Source organism: Blastomonas natatoria (assembly GCF_003201955.1).
Taxonomy (GTDB): domain Bacteria; phylum Pseudomonadota; class Alphaproteobacteria; order Sphingomonadales; family Sphingomonadaceae; genus Blastomonas; species Blastomonas natatoria.
In genome coordinates this window covers 20,642-39,197 of record NZ_QJJM01000003.1, presented here as the reverse complement: position 1 = coordinate 39,197, position 18,556 = coordinate 20,642, and the positions used below count along the sequence as shown (strand labels likewise).

Sequence of the window (18,556 nt, the reverse complement as noted above, 5' to 3'; positions counted from 1 at the left end):
CTGTCCATGAACCTCGCCGCCTTCACCATCAGCCGATGGCAGCTCAGCCTGGTCGCATTCATGCTGCTGGCAGCGCTCGGCCTGACCTCGCTGCTGACCATCCCGCGCTCGGTCGATCCGCATTTCCCGATTCCGGTCATCACCGTGATCATCGCCCTGCCCGGCGCGGACGCAGCGGATATCGAACAGACGATAGCCAAGCCGATCGAGGAGGTGCTGCGCGGCATTGACGATATCGACGAGATCCGCGCCGGCATCACCGACGGCTTCGTCACCGTCACTGCAGAATTCGACTGGGACGGCGATCCCGACCAGTATTTCAACGATGTCGTGCGCGAGGTCAGCGCCATCCGCAGCCAGCTGCCCGAGGGCATTACCGAGCTGCGCTATCGCAAGGCGCGCACCACCGAGGCAGCGGTGCTGCAGCTGGCCATGGTCAGCAAGACGGCGAGCTGGCGGCGGATGCAGAAATATTCCGAGGACATCCGCGACACCTTCGTGCGCTATCCGGGCGTGCGCAACACGGTGATCGATGGGCTGCCTCAGCCCGAGGTGCAGGTCGCGATCGACAGCCGCCGCCTGGCCGAACTGGGCCTCGCCCCTTCCGCCATAGCCGATGCCTTGCGACGCGGCGGCGCGGAACTGCCCCCCGGCGCCGTGGACAGCGCAGGCCGCCGGTTCAATGTCGAGGCAGGCGGGGCCTATCGCGATCTCGGCACGATCGCCAACCTGCCGATCCGTGCAGGCAACGGCACGCTGATGCGCATCAGGGACGTGGCCGATGTCCGCTGGGGCGAGGCCGAGCAGCTGTATATCACCCGCTTCAACGGCGAACGAGCGATCTTCCTGTCGATCCTGCAGAAGGACGGCTTCGACGTCATCCGGCTCAAGGCCTCGCTCGAGGAGGAACTGAAGCGGCAGCAGGACAATTTCCCGCCCGATATCCGGCTTGAACAGGTCTTCGACCAGAGCCGCGATATCGAGCACCGGCTGAGCGAGCTCACCCGCGACTTCTCGATCGCGCTGGGTCTCGTCATCATCACGTTGCTGCCGCTGGGCTGGCGCGCATCGGTGATCGTGATGATCTCGATCCCGCTGTCGCTCGCCTCGGGTCTGCTCGCGATCAGCGTGATGGGCTTCAACCTGAGCCAGCTCGCGGTCGCTGGCTTCATCGTCGCACTGGGCCTGCTGGTCGACGATTCGATCGTGGTGACCGAGAATATCGCGCGGCATCTGCGCATGGGCAAGCGGCGCTCGATCGCCGCGATCGACGCCACGCGCGAGATCACGCCCGCGGTGCTCGGCTCGACCGGCGTGCTGATCTTCGCCTTCACGCCGTTGCTGTTCCTGCCCGAAGGCGCGGGCAAGTTTACCCAGTCGTTCATCTACACGATCATCTTCACCGTCTTCGCCTCGCTGGTGATCTCGCTGACGATCATTCCCTTCCTGGCGAGCCGCATCCTGTCGCGCGACGAGGACCCGGAAGGCAATGCGATCCTCAAATGGCTGACGCACCAGATCGAGCGGCTCTATCGCCCGATCCTGCACGGCGCGCTCGACAAGCCCAAGCAGACCTTCTGGGCCTCGATGGCGCTCACCCTGTCGGCTTTCGCGCTGATCCCGGTGCTGGGCTTCAGCCTGTTCCCCTATGCCGATACCAGCTATTTCCGCGTCACCATCGATGCCGAACAGGGCAGCAGCGTCGCCACCACCGACGCGCTGGTGCGCAAGGTCGAGGCGGTGCTGGCGAAGGAGCCCGACATCAAGGTACGTGCGGCGAACACCGGAAGCTCGAACCCCCAGGTCTTCTACAATGTCTTCGCGCTCGATCAGCGGCCCAATTTCGGCGAGGTCTTTGCCGTCATGGACCGCTGGCATCCCGATCGCAGCCCCGAGATGATCGCACGCATCCGCGAGCGGCTGGAGCAGATTCCCGGAGCGCGCTTCAATGTCGAGCTGTTCCAGAACGGCGCACCGATCGCCTCGCCCGTGGCGCTGCGCATCACGGGAGAAAATCTCGATACGCTGCGCGACCTCGCCGCCAAGGTCGAGACGATCCTGCGAACTACCCCGGGCGCGCGCGACGTCATCAACCCCGTCGCGACCGACGGCATCGATCTCGACATCGGCATCGACGATGCCAAGGCGGCTTTGCTCAACATCGCGCCAGGCGAACCGCGCCGCGCGATCCGTCTGGCGCTGTCGGGCGAGAATGCAGGCACCTTCCGCGATCCCGAAGGCGACAGCTACCGTGTCGTCGTGCGCCTGCCGCTCGATGATACCCAGCCGATTTCGGCGCTCGACCAGGTCTATGTCGCCAGCCGCACCGGCGAGGCGATCCCGCTGTCGCAGATCAGCACGCCGAAGCTCGAGAGCGTACCTCCGCAGATCCAGCGCTATCAGCTCGAACGGTCGGTGACCGTGACCGCCAATGCCCAGCCCGGTGCGCTGCCTGCCCGGATCAGCCAGCAGGCAATGGACGAGGTCGGCAAGATCAAGCTGCCGCCGGGCTATCGCGTGTCTGCAGGCGGCGAGGCGGAGGCGATCAATACCGTGTTCGGCGGCCTTGGCCCGATCATCCTGATCGCGCTGTTCGGCATCTTTGCGGTGCTGGTCGCCGAATTCGGCCGCTTCCGCGAGACGATCGTCGTGGCAGGCGTGATCCCGCTCGGCACGTTCGGTGGATTTGTCGCGCTGTTCGTCACCGGATCGTCGCTCAGCTACATGGCGATCATCGGCTTTGTCGCGCTGGTCGGTATCGAGATCAAGAATTCGATCCTGCTGGTCGATTTCACCACCCAGCTGCGCCGCGAGGGCATGGGGCTGCGCGCGGCGATCGAGCGCGCGGGCGAAGTGCGCTTCCTGCCGGTGCTGCTGACGTCGGTGACCGCCATCGGGGGCCTGCTTCCGCTCGCGATCTTTGGCGGTTCGCTCTACGCTCCGCTCGCCAGCGTGATCATCGGCGGGCTGATCTCCTCCACCCTGCTCTCGCGCATCGTCACTCCGGTCATGTACCTGCTGATCGCCCGCGGCGGCGAGAAGGACGACGCGGCCAAGGCACCGCCGGTGCTCCCGGTAGACGCTTAGGGTAGTTGTATTGGGCGACGGGCGCTCTATTTCTGGAAGCGAACAGCCCTGACCGCCCGGACCGGGCAGGCCGGGGAACAGCAAGAAGGACAATCAGCATGACCCAGCAGACCGCCATCATCGCCGGAGGCTGTTTCTGGTGTACCGAGGCCGTGTTCAACGACGTCATCGGCGTGAGCAAGGTCGAAAGCGGCTATATCGGCGGCACGACCGAAAACCCGACCTACAAGCAGGTATGCAGCGGCACCACGGGCCATGCCGAAGCGATCCGCGTCACCTTTGATGACGAGCAGCTGAGCTATGCCGATCTGCTCGACATCTTCTTTGCGACGCACGATCCCACCCAGCTCAACCGCCAGGGCAATGACGTGGGAACCCAATATCGCTCGGCCATCTTCCCGCTCGATGCCGTGCAGCAGGTCGAGGCTGAAGCTGCCATGAGCCGCAACCAGGCCAACTGGCCCTCGACCATCGTCACCACGATCGAGGAGCCGACCACCTGGTATCCGGCCGAGGACTATCACCAGGAATATTGGCAGGGCGAAGGCCAGCGCAATCCCTATTGCCTGGCGGTGATCCCGCCCAAGCTGCAGAAGCTGCGCAAGAGCTTTGCCGCGCGCGTCAAGGCCTGAAGCCCGCAGCAGCCGGGTGGCGGCTTGACAGCCGGGCGGCACGCTGCGAGGTCTCGCGTCGGCTGTCGGGGCCGATAAAGAGGACATAACGTGAAGCCCATCCGCAAAGCTGTGTTTCCGGTTGCCGGCCTTGGCACCCGGTTTCTGCCTGCCACCAAGGCGATCCCCAAGGAAATGCTGCCGATCGTCGACCGCCCGCTGATCCAGTATGCGGTCGATGAGGCCCGCGAGGCCGGGATCGAGCAGATGATCTTCGTCACCGGCCGCGGCAAGAGCGCGATCGAGGACCATTTCGACATCGCGTTCGAGCTGGAAAAGACGATGAGCGAGCGCGGCAAGTCGCTGGAAGTGCTCGAGCCCACGCGTCTTGGCCCAGGCAATTGCGCCTATGTGCGCCAGCAGGAACCGTTGGGCCTGGGTCATGCGATCTGGTGCGCGCGGGATATCGTGGGGGACGAGCCGTTCGCGATCTTCCTGCCCGACGAGTTCATGGTCGGTTCGCCCGGCTGCATGAAGCAGATGGTCGAGGCCTATAACCGGCTGGGCGGCAACCTGATCAGCGTCCTCGAAGTGCCGCGCGAGGCAGTGTCGAGCTATGGCGTGATCGCGCCGGGCCGCCGCGACGGGCCTGTCACCGAAGTCACCGGCCTGGTCGAGAAGCCGAGGGTGGAAGACGCGCCATCCAACCTCATCATCTCGGGCCGCTATATCCTGCAGCCCGAGGTCATGCAGACGCTGAAGAACCAGGAAAAGGGCGCGGGGGGCGAAATCCAGCTTACCGACGCCATGGCGCGCATGATCGGCACCCAGCCGTTCCACGCGGTCACCTTCGACGGCAAGCGCTATGACTGCGGCTCCAAGGCCGGATATGTCCAGGCGACGCTCGCGATCGCGCTGGAGCGCGAGGACATGGGCGCGGAAATCCGCGCCTTTGCGCTCGACCTGCTGAAATAACGGTTCAGCCTCGGCTCAGCCGGGCTATAGCAGGGCAAGGGCCGCGCGGATCCGTGCGCCGGAGGGTCGAATCGATGAAGCCATTTCTGCCGCTTGTCCTGCTGGCGCCGCTGGCGCTGACCGGCTGTATCGCCAGCGCTGTCGGCACGGTGGTCACCGCACCCGTCAAGATCGTGGCCAAGGGTGTGGATCTTGCCACCACCAGCCAGTCCGAGGCCGACGAGAACCGCGGCCGGGCCATGCGCAAGGCCGAGGAACGGCTGGGCAAGCTGCAGCGCCAGCGCGACAAGGCCCTGCGCAAATGCGATGATGGCAATGACGAGGCATGTGCCGAGGCGCGCGACATCCAGGAAGAGATAGACGATCTGCGCGACCGCGTGATGTAGGGACCGCTGCCTGTCAAAGCGGGTCTGGTCACGAATCGATCCTGCGGTTAAGGGCGACCACAAGGCGGGCCGCATCGCATGCAAGTCCCGCGTTGATGAAAGGCCTCGACATTCCATGGACGGACAGCAGCTATTCTTCCTGATCGCCGCTCTGGTGATCGCCGCGATGATCCTCATCTGGGCACTGGTCGGGCGCAGCGGTGGCGCCGATGGCCATGCCGATCATGGGCACGATGCGCATGGGCACGATGCGCATGGGCATGATGATCATCACGGAGCGGGACACGATCATGGCCATGCAGCGGTCGAAGCGCCACCCGCCATCATCCCGACCATCGGCGGCGCGCCCGATCCAACGGTCGCGGCCCTCTCCACCGCCGACGTCGATGCCCAGATCGCGGCGCAGGCAGCCGAGGCCGAGGCCAGCGGCAAGCCGCGCATCGCCGCAGCCGTCGGCGAGCCCGATGATCTGCGCAAGATCAAGGGCATCGGCCCCAAGCTGAACACGCTGCTCGGCGAGCTGGGCGTGGCCCGCTACGATCAGATCGCGGCCTGGACTGCGGCGGACGTTGCCGAAATCGACCCCTATCTCGGCACCTTCAAGGGCCGCATCGAGCGCGATGGCTGGATCGAACAGGCCGGCTTCCTGGCGCGCGGCGACATTGCCGGGTTCGAGGCGAAGTTCGGCAAGCTGTGAACGTCATTCGTCACCCTGAACTTGCTTCAGGGTCCATTTCGCCTCTTGCGGCTTCGGCTTGAGGGGCATGATGGATCCTGAAACAAGTTCAGGATGACCGAAATGCGGACGGCTTCTCAGCCACTCCATTGTCCCAACAAAAAGGGCCGGGTCATCACCTTGATGACCCGGCCCTTTTTTTGTTCGCTTGCGTCAGATCAGGCGAGCGCAGCCTTCAGCTTGTCGGCGAGATCGGTCTTTTCCCAGGGGAAGAAATCGCCTTCGGGCTTGCGGCCGAAATGGCCATAGGCGGCCGACTTCTGGTAGATCGGCTTGTTAAGGCCCAGATGCTCGCGGATTCCGCGCGGCGTCAGGCGGACGAGCTGCGGCAGCACCGCCTCGATCTTGTCGTCGGCGACCGTACCGGTGCCATGCGTGTCGACATAGAGCGACAGAGGCTCGGCAATGCCAATGGCGTAGGACAGCTGGATCGTGCAGCGACGCGCAAGCCCTGCAGCGACGATGTTCTTCGCCATGTAGCGGCTGATATAGGCGGCCGAACGGTCGACCTTGGTCGGGTCCTTGCCCGAGAACGCACCGCCACCATGCGGCGAAGCGCCGCCATAGGTGTCGACGATGATCTTGCGGCCGGTTACGCCCGCGTCGCCATCGGGACCGCCGATCTCGAAGCGGCCGGTGGGGTTGACGTAGATCTTGGTTTCGTCGGTGATGAAGCCCTCGGGCAGAACGTCGTGCATCACGCCGACGACATAATCGTACAGCTTCTGATACTTGTCGGCATCGCCCTGGCCCTCGTGCCAGTAATAACCGGGGGCATGCTGGGTGGAGACGACCAGAGCGGTAGCGCGCACCGGCTTTTCGTCCTCATAGGCAAGCGTCACCTGGCTCTTGGCGTCGGGCTCAAGGAAATCGACGACCTTGGCGTGACGGTCGGCGGCCATGCGCTCGAGAATCTTGTGCGAATAGTCCAGCGTCGCGGGCATCAGGTCTTCGGTCTCGTCCGAGGCATAGCCGAACATGATGCCCTGGTCGCCCGCGCCTTCGTCCTTGTTGTCCTTGGCGTCGACGCCCTGTGCGATTTCCGCCGACTGGCCGTGCAGATGGTTCTCGAAGCTGAAGGTCTCCCAGTGGAAACCGTCCTGTTCGTAGCCGATGCGCTTGACGGTCGCGCGGACAGTCTTCTCGATTTCCTCGAGCGCGCCGGGGGCCCATTCGCCGTTCTCGTAGACACCCTTGCAGCGGATTTCACCGGCGAGCACCACGCGCTGGGTGGTGGTCAGCGTTTCGCAGGCGACGCGCGCATAGGGGTCCTTGGAAAGGAACAGGTCGACGATCGAATCGGAAATCTGGTCCGCGACCTTGTCGGGATGGCCTTCGCTGACCGATTCGGAAGTAAAGAGGAAGCTCTTGCGCATGGATCGCCTTTTCGCTGAGGCCCGCCGAGCTACCCGGAGGGCACATATAAAGATTTCCTTATATGACCGCCCTTAACGGCGGAATGCACGCAGTGCAACCGCGAACAGCATCAGCAGGCCTGCCAGGCCCAGCGACAGCAGGTTGCCGAAACGCGCAAAAGGTGTCGCAGCATGGGCTCGCGGCAGGCGCGCGTCGATATGGCCTGCCTCGTGATGCGGAATGCTGTCGAGCAGTCGGCCATCGGCATCGATCACCGCCGAGATGCCGGTGGGGGTGGAGCGGATCACCGGCAGCCCCTCTTCCAGCGCGCGCATGCGCGCCTGGGTGAGATGCTGCGGCGGCCCCCAGGGACCGAACCAGGCATCGTTGCTGGGGTTGAAAAGGAAATCGGGACGGTTGGCGCGATCGGCGACCTCGCCCGAAAACACGATCTCGTAGCAGATCTGCAGACCCATCCGGCCGACCCGCCCCAGATCGAGCGTCTGGGGGCCGGGACCCGGGGTGAATCCGATCGTGCCGGGGACCAGCCGCGCCAGGCCCAGCGGGCCAAGGATCTCTTCATAAGGCAGGTATTCGCCTCCCGGTACCAGGTGACTCTTGTCATAGCTGCCCAGGATTTCACCACGGCTGGAAAAGACGAATACGCTATTGGCTGCAGCGATGGCCTGACCCTGGCTGTCAAAATCCAGCTTGGCCCCACCTGTCACCAGCAGGTCGCCATCGTTCAAAGGCCGGGTCAGCCGTGCGCGAACACCAGCCGCCGTTTCGGGATAGTAGAAACGACGGGGATAGCCATCCTCGACAAAATCCTCGGTCGCGGCCTCGGGCCAGAAAACGATGCGCCCGCGCGGAGCCTTGCGGTCCGCAGTTTGGGCGGCCAGCCGCGCGAAATTGCGCATTGCTTCTTCCGGGTCATACTTGTCCGACTGGTCATTGTTGGGCTGCACCACGGTGATCGGCATGTCGGTCAACCCGGCAGAGACGGGAGCCAGAGCCCAGCCGCCGAGGCTCACTGCTGCAACGCCCGCAGCCAGACCAAATGCGGGCTTGCCCTGGCGCTGGACCGCCAGCAGCAGCGCGCCCGCCGTCAGCATCACCAGCGCGCTCAATCCATAGGTGCCGACGATCCGCGCCGCCCATCCGGCATCGAGCGCAACGATGGCCAGCGGGTTCCAGGCAAAGCCGGTAAACACCCAGGCGCGCATCCATTCGGTAACGAGCCACAGCGCAGCAAGCCCCAGGATGAAGCGCAGGTCTGCGCGCGCCCGCACAGGGGGCGTCAGCCATCGGGCCGAGAGTGCCGCCAGCGCCGGAAACACTGCCAGATAGCAGGACAGCCCCACCACCGCGACCCAGCCGAGCCAGTGCGGCATGGCATCCTGATAGGTAAAGGCAATCGCGATCCAGTTGAGCCCGACGGTGAACTGCCCCAGGCCGAACAGCCAGCCGCGCGCAAAGGCCGCCTTGCGGCCCGGTGCCGTGGCAATCAGGTGGATCAGCAGCGCCATGCACGCCAGCGTCACCGGCCACAGGTTCAGCGGCGCAAAGCCGGTGGCGGAAAGGCCGCCCGCCAGCAGGGCGAGCCATTTGGGAAAGCGCTGGATCATCTGCGGGCCGCTATGCCCGCGCCAGCGCGCGCTGACAATCGGCGTTGCAATCGACGTGTCACAGACCAGCGTGGATTCAGCCAAAATGAGGTGACAGGCCGCATCGAGCCCAGCATAAGCTTGGCCGATGACCAGCCTCGCCGCCCTGTTGCTCACAGCGCAAGCCGCTTTTGCCCCTGTCGCCCCGCCAGCCCTCACTCCGGCCCAGCGTGACGACCTTACCTGTGCGGCGGCGTTCGCGATCATCGCTTCGGAACAGGCGCGCGGCGTGACCTCGGCCCTGGCCTATCCGACCATGGTCAGCCGCGGTCGGACCTATTTCGTTAAGACTGCCGAGCGAATCGTTACCGAAACCGGATCGAGCGATGAGGCGATCGGCGCTGCCCTCACCGGGATCGTGCAGCAATTGCAGACCGACGCTGCCCGGTCGAACGATCCGGCCGGCGTGGTCGATGCCGTGATGGAACCGTGCCTCGCGAAGCTGGACGCCACGGTACCCGTCCCGCCGCCGCCCTCGATGCTGCAATGCGCGGCCTATGTGCAACTGGCCTATGAGGACGTCCGCAATCGCGAGGGTGATTCGAGCACGGCGCGCGATCTCAAGACCCTGGCCAGCGTGCTGGAATCGCGTGCCCGCGACGAAATGCGCGATGAGGGGCTCAGTGGCAACGAAGCCGATGCCAGGCTGATCCGGACACGCGAAGCGGCGCTTGCAGCAGAAGCTGCCCGCAGGGCCGATGACGAGGGCTCCGACATCGACTTCGAACATTGCTTCAACCTGGCCAGGCCCGCCGAAAAGCGCTGACCGGCCGTCGCCCCAGATCGGGACGCGACTTATCCACAGCCCGTCAAAAAAATGGCGAAATCTGTCACCTCACCTGACGGCTTTACGTATCGTTAACGATTGACCCCTAAATCGTTAACCAGAGACGGCAAGCACAGCCGGTAACGAAACGGGGCAAGCAAGATGGAACAGATCGACGGACAGGCCATGGCCGAACTGATCGTGGGGAACAGCGTTGCGATCCGCGAGATTCGCGGCCTGGTGCGCTTCGCGGCACAGACCAATGCTTCCGTCCTGATCACCGGCCCATCGGGCACCGGCAAGGAACTGGTTGCACAGGCGCTCCACCGCGCCTCGCAGCGGGCTGCCGCACCGTTCGTCGCGGTCAACAGCGGCGCCATCCCGCGCGAGCTGATCGAATCCGAATTATTCGGTCATGAAAAGGGCAGCTTCACCGGCGCCATCGCCCGCCGCCTGGGCCATTTCGAGACCGCGAACAACGGTACGCTGTTTCTCGACGAAATCGGCGAGATGCCGCTCGACATGCAGGTACGCCTGCTGCGCGTGCTCGAGGACCAGAAGGTCCGCCGCATCGGCAGCAACGACGATGTCCGCGTCGACGTCCGCCTCATCGCGGCAACCCACCAGTGCCTCGAAAGCGCGATCGGCGAAGGCCGGTTCCGGGCCGACTTGTTCTACCGCCTCAATGTCCTGCCGATCGAACTGCCTGCGCTGTCCGAGCGGATCGAGGACATTCCGATGCTGGTCCAGCATTTCCTCTCGCGCGGATTTGCCGCCGACAATCCGCCGGTGTTCACCGATGAAGCCATGGCCATCCTGATGGCGCATGACTGGCCCGGCAATGTCCGCGAACTCAAAAATCTGGTCGAGCGCGCCGCGGTATTCTTCCAGGGCATGGAGGTCGGCACCGACCAGATGGCGATGCTGCTCCGCCCCATCCGCTCGACCCGGCCCGAGGCTTCGGCTCCGATCGGCCTGGCGGTGCCCGGCAATGTCGTGCCCATGGGTTCGGCTCCGGCGTTCAATGGCCAGACCGCGATCATCCAGCCTGCAACACCGACCTTCGGCAAGCCCATCGACCTGCGCGAGCATCTGCAGAACGAGGAACGCCGGGTGCTGATCGAGGCGCTCGAATCGACCAATGGCGTTGTCTCGGCGGCTGCCCGTCTGGTCAAGCTGCAGCGCACGACCTTTGTCGAGAAGATGAAGCGCTATCAGATCGGCCGCGAAATCGCGCTGAGCGCGTAATCAAACCCCTATCGCCACCCTCCGCATCAAATCCGTTTTCTGGCGAAAGCCGGAATCGAGGGGCGGGTGCAGTGCCATGTCACTCCTGGGCTCCGGCTTTCGCCGGAGAACGGGTCAGGCCAAAACCCCTCAGAAATCCGCTTCCTCGTAATGCGACGGCGGTTTGATCACTTCCATCCGTTCGGCGAGCAGCGGACGAAAGGATGGCCGCGACTTGAACTTGCGGTACCAGTCTGCGGTTTGCGCATGCGCGAGCCAGTCGATGCCGCCGAGATAGTCGGCGATCGAGATATGCGCAGCTGCTGCAAGATCGGCCAGGCTCATTGTCGCGCCCGCGATCCAGGCGTGATGGTCGAGCAGATAGTCGATATAATCCAGATGCGTATTGGCCAGCCGCATGGCCTCGCGCAGCACTCGGCCATCGGGCGGCTGGCGATAGATCAGCCGCTTGCGCATGCGCTCGTGCATCAGCGGCGCGACGACATCTCCGAAGAACTGCTCGTCGAACCAGGCAACCAGCCGCCGGATCTCGGCGCGGTTGTCGGCTGACCCGTTGATCATCGGGTTCTTCTCGACCGTTTCCTCGAAATATTCGCAGATCGCCCAGCTGTCGCACAGGGTCTGGTCGCGGTCGCGATGGCGCATCACCGGGGTACGCCCGGCAGGATTCATGTCGAGAAACTCGTCGCGCTGTTCCCAGGGCGATTCGCGCACCAGCTCATAGCCGATGCCCTTTTCCCCCAGCAGCAGGCGGACTTTGCGCGAGAACGGACACAGAGGGAATTGGAACAGCTGCCACATGCGATCATCCATGCAACAGCCGCGCGAGTGCGTCCATAGAATGCTGGGGGTGTCATCAGCATTTTACGGCCCTGCCGGGGTCAGGACCGCAGAGACTGCCTCCGCCTTTCACACCAGCCCGAAGCTGAACGGAAAGTCATTTTGTTTCGACGAACGAATGGATTCTGTCGATTTGCCGCATCTTTCGTTCAGCTTCGCGTCGGGTTGCGGCCGCTAGACCGGCTGGGACGCCGGGCAAGACCTGGCGCGCACATGAAGGACAAGACAATGAAAACACTGACCCCCCTCAAGATCGCGGCGCTTTCGGCTGCCGCCGCATTGCCATTCGCGCTGTCGGCCCCCGCCATGGCGCAGGATGCCGGCCAGCCCGAAGTCTATGTCGGTGGCCAGGTTGGCTATCACGACCTGGGCAGCAACCCGATCGGTGCCGATGACGGTGCAATCTACGGTGTCTATGCCGGTGTCGACGTTCCGGTCGGCCCGACGCTGATCCTGGGTGCCGAGGGCAACTACAATCTTGGCTCGAACGCCATCGACAGCGAATATGGCGTGGCCGGCAAGATCGGCGTGAAGGTCGGCGATCGTGGCCAGCTGTTCGCGCGCGGCGGCTATCAGTGGGTGAATGTCGATGCATCCAAGGTGCTGAACGTGCCCGTTCCGGCTGCATTCGATGACACCGATGGCGACTATCTGGTTGGCGTCGGCGGCCAGTACAAGATCGGTCCCAACACCGCGCTGCGCGTGACGGTCGATACCCTGGGCTTCGACACCACCCGCGTTGCCGGCGGCCTGTCGTTCAACTTCTGATCGATCGACGCTAACCGGCAACGGGCAACATGGCCCCGCCCGCCCCTTTCCCCCGGGGCGGGCGGGGTTTTTCTTACTCTGCCGCTTCCATCGCGACCGCATCGCTCAGCGGCTGGGCAAGACGGGTGAGCATTTCCTTGGGGCAGACTTGCCAGAATTGCGGCAGATAGCGGTCCCAGTTGCGCAGGATTTCCTGCGCCCACTGGCTGTCCGTCCCCTCGATATGCGCCGCGATCAGGCCCTTGAGACGGTCTTCCCAATAGCTGCTGTCGATGCGCTGCCAGACGATCGATTCGGGGTTGGCCTGGGCCTCGAAGCGATCGTTCCGGTCGAGCACGAAGGCCATGCCGCCGGTCATCCCTGCGCCGAAATTGCTGCCGGTCTCGCCCAGGATCACCGCCGTGCCACCGGTCATGTATTCGCAGCCATTGGCGCCGCAGCCTTCGACCACGACTTCCGCTCCCGAGTTGCGCACGGCAAAGCGCTCGCCCGCCTGACCAGCGGCGAACAGCTTGCCCGCCGTGGCGCCATAGAGCACGGTATTGCCGATGATCGTGTTGGCATGGCTGACCAGCGGCGAGCTGACCGTGGGCCGCACGATGATGGTGCCGCCCGAAAGCCCCTTGCCGACATAGTCATTGGCATCGCCGAACACCTCGAGCGTGATGCCCCGGCACAGGAACGCGCCCAGCGACTGGCCCGCAGAGCCGCGCAGCCGGATGCGGACATGGCCCTCGTCCAGCGCCTTCATGCCATAGATGCGCGTGATCTCCGCCGACAGCCGGGTGCCGACCGCACGGTGCGTGTTGCGGACATTATAGGTCAGCTGCATCTTCTCGCGCCGGTCGAACACGGGGCGCGCATCCTTGAGGATCAGCGCGTCGAGGCTGTCGGGCACCGGGTTGCGCCAGCTGTCCAGGTTAAACCGGCGCTGGTCGTCGGCCACATCCACCTTGGCGAGGATCGGATTGAGGTCGAGATCGTCGAGATGCTCGGCCCCGCGGCTGACCTGGCGCAGCAGATCGGTGCGACCGATGATCTCGTCGAGGCTGCGGAAGCCAAGCCGCGCCAGAATCTCGCGCACTTCCTCGGCGATGAAGGTCATCAGGTTGATGACCTTTTCGGGCGTGCCGGTGAACTTGGCGCGCAGCCGCTCGTCCTGCACGCACACGCCCACCGGGCAGGTGTTGCTGTGGCACTGGCGCACCATGATGCAGCCCATGGCCACCAGCGACAATGTGCCGATCCCGTATTCTTCCGCACCCAGGATGGCGGCGATGACGATATCGCGCCCGGTCTTGAGCCCGCCATCGGTGCGCAGCTTCACCCGGTGACGAAGCCCATTGAGCGTGAGCACCTGGTTCGCTTCGGACAGGCCCATTTCCCAGGGCGTTCCCGCGTATTTAATACTGGTTTGAGGGCTCGCGCCGGTGCCGCCGACATTGCCCGAGACGAGGATCACGTCGGCATGGGCCTTTGCGACGCCGGCGGCAATCGTGCCGATGCCCGCCGCCGAGACCAGCTTCACGCAGACGCGTGCATGCGGGTTGATCTGCTTGAGGTCATAGATCAGCTGCGCCAGATCCTCGATCGAATAGATGTCGTGATGCGGCGGCGGGCTGATCAGCGTCACCCCGGGGGTGGAGTGCCTGAGCTTGGCGATATATTCGGTGACCTTGAAGCCGGGTAGCTGCCCGCCCTCGCCGGGCTTCGCCCCTTGCGCGACCTTGATCTCGATCTCCTCGCACGCGCCCAGATATTCGGCGGTGACGCCGAACCGCCCTGAGGCCACCTGCTTGATGCCGCTATTGGCATTGTCGCCATTGTCGCGCGGCGAATAGCGTTCGGAGGCCTCGCCGCCCTCGCCCGAGACCGCCTTGGCGCCGATACGGTTCATCGCGATCGCCAGCGTCTCGTGCGCTTCGGGCGACAGCGCGCCCAGCGACATGCCCGGCGTGACGAAGCGCTTGCGGATTTCGGTGATCGCCTCGACCTCGTCGAGCGGCACCGGCTTGGCCGCGTAGTTGAACTCCATCAGGTCGCGCAGATAGACCGGCGGCAGCTCGCGCACGCCTGCAGCGAATTGCAGATATTGCGAATAGCTGTCCTTGGCGACTGCGGTCTGGAGAAGGTGCATCAGGCCGGCGGAATAGGCATGCGCCTCGCCGCCATCGCGCTGCTTGTAGAATCCGCCGATCGGCAACCGCGCGACATTGCTGTCCCAGGCCGCATCGTGGCGCAGCTTGGCGTTCAGGTGCAGCGAGGCATAGCCTTCGCCCGAGATCTTGGAGGGCATGCCGGGGAACAGGTCATTGACCAGCGCGCGGCTCAGACCCACCGCCTCGAAATTATAGCCGCCGCGATAGCTCGAGATCACCGCGATGCCCATCTTGGACATGATCTTGAGCAGCCCCTCGTTGATCGCCTTGCGGTAATTGGCGATGCACTTGTCGAGGCTGATATCGCCGCACAGGCCGCGTGCCTGACGGTCGGCAATCGACAGTTCGGCGAGCCAGGCGTTGACCGTGGTCGCGCCTGCACCGATCAGCACCGCGAAATGGTGCGTATCGAGGCACTCGGCGGTGCGCACGTTGATCGAGGCATAGGCGCGCAGACCCTTGCGCACGAGGTGCGTGTGCACCGCGGCCGCCGCCAGGATCATCGGCACCCCGACATGGTCCTCGTCCGCCTTCTCGTCGGACAGGAAAATCTCGGTACTGCCCTCGCGCACCGCCTGCTCGGCCTCGTTACGGATGCGCGTGATCGCGGCGCGCAGCTGCTCGGGTCCGCCTTCGGCCGGGAAGATACAGTCGATCTCGGCGACCAGACGCCCGAAATCGGCCTTGAGCCTGCCCCATTCGGCATTGGTCAGCACAGGGCTGTCGAGCACCAGCACGCGCTCGTTCTGGCTGTCCTGCTCCAGGATGTTGGCCAGGTTCGAAAAGCGCGTCTTCAGGCTCATCACATGCCGTTCGCGCAAGGAGTCGATCGGCGGGTTGGTGACCTGGCTGAAATTCTGGCGGAAGAACTGTGCAATCGGGCGCGGCTTGGCGCTCACCACCGCCAGCGGCGTATCATCGCCCATCGACCCGATGGCCTCCTTGCCGTCCTCGGCCATAGGCGCGAGGATCGTCTCCATGTCCTCGATCGTCAGGCCAGCTGCGACCTGACGCCGCGTCAGTTCGGCCCGGTTCATCTCGCCGATGCTGTCGGGACCGCCGGACGGCAGATCGTCGATCGTGCGGAAGCCCTTGACCAGATCGCGATAGGGCTGCTCGGCGGCGATCCGGTCCTTGATCTCGCGGTCGTGGTAGAATTTGCCATCGTGCAGGTCGACCGCGATCATCTGACCCGGCCCGAGCCGACCCTTTTCGATGATGGTGCTTTCGGGCAGCACGACCATGCCGGTCTCCGACCCGATGACGAGCAGATTGTCATTCGTGAGGCTGTAACGCAGCGGACGCAACGCATTGCGGTCGACGCCCGCCACGGCCCAGCGGCCATCGGTCATCGCCAGTGCTGCGGGGCCGTCCCAGGGCTCCATCACGCTCGCCATATATTCGTACATCGCCTTGTGCTCGGCCGGCAGCACCTGGTCGCCCTGCCAGGCCTCGGGCACAAGCATGATCTTGGCGGTCGGCGCCTCGCGGCCCGAGCGGCAGATCGCCTCGAATACCGCATCCAGCGCCGCCGTGTCGGAGGCGCCGGCGGGGATCACCGGCTTGATGTCCTCGCTGTTCTCGCCAAAGGCAAGGCTGGCCATCTTGATCTCGTGGCTCTTCATCCAGTTCTTGTTGCCCCGGATGGTGTTGATCTCGCCATTGTGGGCCAGGCAGCGGAACGGCTGGGCCAGCCACCATTGCGGGAAGGTGTTGGTCGAATAGCGCTGGTGGAAGATCGCGATGCGGCTCTCGAAGCGCGGATCGGTAAGGTCGGGATAGAAGACCGACAGGCTCTCGGCCAGGAACAAGCCCTTGTAGATGATCGAGCGGCACGACAGCGAGCAGATGTAGAAATCACTGATCTGCGCGGCGATCACCTTGTTCTCGATCCGGCGGCGGACGAGATAGAGCTGCTTTTCGAACTCGGCGATATTCTGCTCGTCGGGCATCGGCCCTGCGATCATGATCTGCTCGATCTCGGGCCGGGTACGCTGCGCCTTGTCGCCGATCACCGCGATGTTCACCGGCACCTGACGCCAGCCATAGATGGTGTAGCCCGCCTCGATGATCTCGCTCTCGACGATCGTGCGGCAGGTTTCCTGCGCCTGCAGGTCGGTGCGCGGCAGGAAGACCATGCCGACAGCAAGCTTGTTGGGCAGCACCTTGTGGCCCGAATCGGCAATCGCATCGTCGAAGAAGCGCACCGGCAGGTCGACATGGATGCCAGCGCCGTCGCCGGTCATGCCATCGGCATCGACCGCGCCGCGGTGCCACACGGCCTTGAGCGCATCGATCGCGCTTTCGACGACACGGCGCGAGGGCTTGCCGTCGGTGGCAGCGACCAGACCGACGCCGCAGGCATCGGATTCATAATCGGGCCGATACATGCCCTCGCGGGCAAGGCGTTCGTGCTCGGGCGTGGGGAAGTGGGTCATGTCTCGTGTCTTTCGTCTCGACCGGCCGGGGCTTGGCGCTCATCCGGCCAGGTCCGTCATTCTTGCTCAGGCGGCGACCATTTCGGCCCCGGCGCGGGCCCTGGCCTTCAAGTATTTGTGCATGTGCTCGGCCACATCGCGGCCGTCGCGGATCGCCCAGACGACCAGCGACGCGCCACGCACGATATCGCCTGCGGCAAACACGCCATCGAGGCTGGTCATCATCGTCTTGTGGTCGACGCGCAGCGTACCCCAGCGCTGAACCGACAGTTCTTCGCAGCCGAAAGCGGTCGGCAGGTCTTCGGGATCGAAGCCCAGCGCCTTGATGACGAGATCGGCGGGGACCGAAAAATCACTGTCGGGATCGGGCTCCGGCGCGCTGCGGCCCGAGGCATCGGGCGCGCCCAGGCGCATGCGGCTGGCGCGGACGGCGGTGGCCTTGGGTGTGCCTTCGACCGCGACCGGCCCGGAAAGCCAGACGAATTCCACGCCCTCTTCCTCGGCGTTCAGAACCTCGCGCTGCGATCCGGGCATGTTGATCCGGTCGCGACGATAGAGGCACTTGACCGAGGCCGCGCCCTGGCGGACGGCGGTGCGCACGCAGTCCATCGCGGTGTCGCCGCCGCCGATGACGACGACATTCTTGCCTTCAGCATTGAGCGCGCCGCTGTCGAACGCGGGCACGTCGTCCCCAAAGCCCTTGCGGTTCGAAGCGATGAGATAATCGAGCGCGGGCACCACGCCATCGGCGCCGATTCCGGGCACCTTGATGTCGCGCGCCTTGTACACGCCGGTCGCGATCAGCACCGCATCGTGCTTTTCGCGAAGATCGTCCATGCTGGCGTCACGCCCGACCTCGAACCCGCAATGGAAGACGATTCCAGCCTCTTCGAGACGCGTGACGCGGCGCATGACCACGTCCTTCTCGAGCTTGAAGCCGGGAATGCCATAGGTCAGCAGCCCACCCGCGCGATCGTGCCGGTCATAGACATGCACCTCATATCCGCCCATGCGCAGATACTCGGCAGCCGTCAGGCCTGCAGGGCCCGCGCCGATGATGCCGACCGACTGGCCGCGGGGCTTGCCGACGAGGACCGGCTCGACCCAGCCCTGTTCCCAGGCAGTATCGGTGATGTACTTTTCGACCGAGCCGATGGTGACCGCGCCATGGCCCGAAAACTCGATCACGCAATTGCCTTCGCACAGCCGATCCTGCGGGCAGATGCGACCGCAGATCTCGGGCATGGTCGACGTAAGGTTCGACATTTCGTACGCCTCGCGCAGCCGCCCCTCGGCGGTCAGACGCAGCCAGTCCGGAATATGGTTGTGCAGCGGGCAATGGGTCGAGCAATAGGGCACGCCGCATTGCGAGCAGCGCGCCGACTGCGCCTGCGCGGCAGCACCATCGAACTTGTCCGAGATTTCCTCGAAATCTTCCGAGCGGTCCTCTGCGCTGCGCTTGGGCGGATAGGCCTGGCCGCGGTCGACGAATTGCAGCATCGCCAGCTTCTCAGCCGCC

The 18,556-nt window shown here is 64.6% G+C and carries 13 protein-coding genes; 8 read left to right on the top strand and 5 right to left on the bottom strand.

What is annotated here, in order from left to right; translation table 11 throughout:
* Positions 1 to 6 precede the first annotated feature (6 nt).
* From C7451_RS04375 to C7451_RS04355, 5 genes are all read left to right on the top strand, one after another.
* Positions 7 to 3,087 (top strand): efflux RND transporter permease subunit, encoded by a 3,081-nt coding sequence (locus tag C7451_RS04375; RefSeq protein ID WP_110297758.1) that lies wholly within the window; start codon positions 7 to 9, stop codon positions 3,085 to 3,087.
* Positions 3,088 to 3,185: 98 nt separating this feature from the next.
* Positions 3,186 to 3,719 (top strand): peptide-methionine (S)-S-oxide reductase MsrA, encoded by a 534-nt coding sequence (gene msrA, locus C7451_RS04370; protein ID WP_110297757.1) that lies wholly within the window; start codon positions 3,186 to 3,188, stop codon positions 3,717 to 3,719.
* A 90-nt stretch (positions 3,720 to 3,809) separates the two neighbouring features.
* Positions 3,810 to 4,673, top strand: coding sequence for a UTP--glucose-1-phosphate uridylyltransferase GalU (gene galU / locus C7451_RS04365; RefSeq protein WP_110297756.1), 864 nt, complete (start codon positions 3,810 to 3,812; stop codon positions 4,671 to 4,673).
* Between the two features lie 74 nt (positions 4,674 to 4,747).
* Entirely contained in the window at positions 4,748 to 5,059 is a 312-nt protein-coding gene (locus C7451_RS04360; RefSeq protein ID WP_110297755.1) for a hypothetical protein, read from the top strand.
* A gap of 115 nt (positions 5,060 to 5,174) precedes the next feature.
* A complete protein-coding gene (locus tag C7451_RS04355) occupies positions 5,175 to 5,756 on the top strand; it encodes a hypothetical protein (RefSeq protein ID WP_110297754.1) in 582 nt (193 codons plus the stop codon).
* 197 nt (positions 5,757 to 5,953) lie between these two features.
* On the opposite strand, the gene metK is transcribed toward C7451_RS04355, so the two are convergent.
* Together metK and lnt are read right to left on the bottom strand one after the other, a co-directional pair.
* Positions 5,954 to 7,171 (bottom strand): methionine adenosyltransferase, encoded by a 1,218-nt coding sequence (gene metK / locus C7451_RS04350; protein WP_110297753.1) that lies wholly within the window; start codon positions 7,169 to 7,171, stop codon positions 5,954 to 5,956.
* 72 nt (positions 7,172 to 7,243) lie between these two features.
* Positions 7,244 to 8,779, bottom strand: coding sequence for an apolipoprotein N-acyltransferase (gene lnt, locus C7451_RS04345; protein ID WP_110297986.1), 1,536 nt, complete (start codon positions 8,777 to 8,779; stop codon positions 7,244 to 7,246).
* Between the two features lie 127 nt (positions 8,780 to 8,906).
* Between lnt and C7451_RS04340 the strand changes: the two genes are divergently transcribed.
* Positions 8,907 to 9,584 carry a hypothetical protein gene (locus tag C7451_RS04340; protein ID WP_110297752.1) on the top strand — a complete coding sequence of 226 codons (678 nt, stop codon included), beginning with the start codon at positions 8,907 to 8,909 and terminating at the stop codon, positions 9,582 to 9,584.
* A 162-nt stretch (positions 9,585 to 9,746) separates the two neighbouring features.
* The gene (locus tag C7451_RS04335) at positions 9,747 to 10,832 is read left to right on the top strand and encodes a sigma-54 interaction domain-containing protein (protein ID WP_110297751.1); all 1,086 of its coding nucleotides are present in this window, start codon (positions 9,747 to 9,749) and stop codon (positions 10,830 to 10,832) included.
* A gap of 129 nt (positions 10,833 to 10,961) precedes the next feature.
* Here the strand turns inward: C7451_RS04335 and C7451_RS04330 are convergent, their stop codons facing one another.
* Entirely contained in the window at positions 10,962 to 11,633 is a 672-nt protein-coding gene (locus C7451_RS04330) for a glutathione S-transferase family protein (protein ID WP_031317962.1), read from the bottom strand.
* Positions 11,634 to 11,900: 267 nt separating this feature from the next.
* Between C7451_RS04330 and C7451_RS04325 the strand changes: the two genes are divergently transcribed.
* Positions 11,901 to 12,440: an outer membrane beta-barrel protein gene (locus tag C7451_RS04325; RefSeq protein ID WP_167398419.1), complete on the top strand. Its 540-nt coding sequence runs from the start codon at positions 11,901 to 11,903 to the stop codon at positions 12,438 to 12,440.
* Positions 12,441 to 12,513: 73 nt separating this feature from the next.
* Here the strand turns inward: C7451_RS04325 and gltB are convergent, their stop codons facing one another.
* Both gltB and C7451_RS04315 read right to left on the bottom strand, forming a co-directional pair.
* A complete protein-coding gene (gltB, locus tag C7451_RS04320) occupies positions 12,514 to 17,037 on the bottom strand; it encodes a glutamate synthase large subunit (RefSeq protein WP_110297749.1) in 4,524 nt (1,507 codons plus the stop codon).
* Between the two features lie 66 nt (positions 17,038 to 17,103).
* Positions 17,104 to 18,537, bottom strand: a complete 1,434-nt coding sequence (locus C7451_RS04315; RefSeq protein WP_110297985.1) for an NAD(P)-dependent oxidoreductase — start codon at positions 18,535 to 18,537, stop codon at positions 17,104 to 17,106.
* Between the last annotated feature and the right edge of the window lie 19 nt (positions 18,538 to 18,556).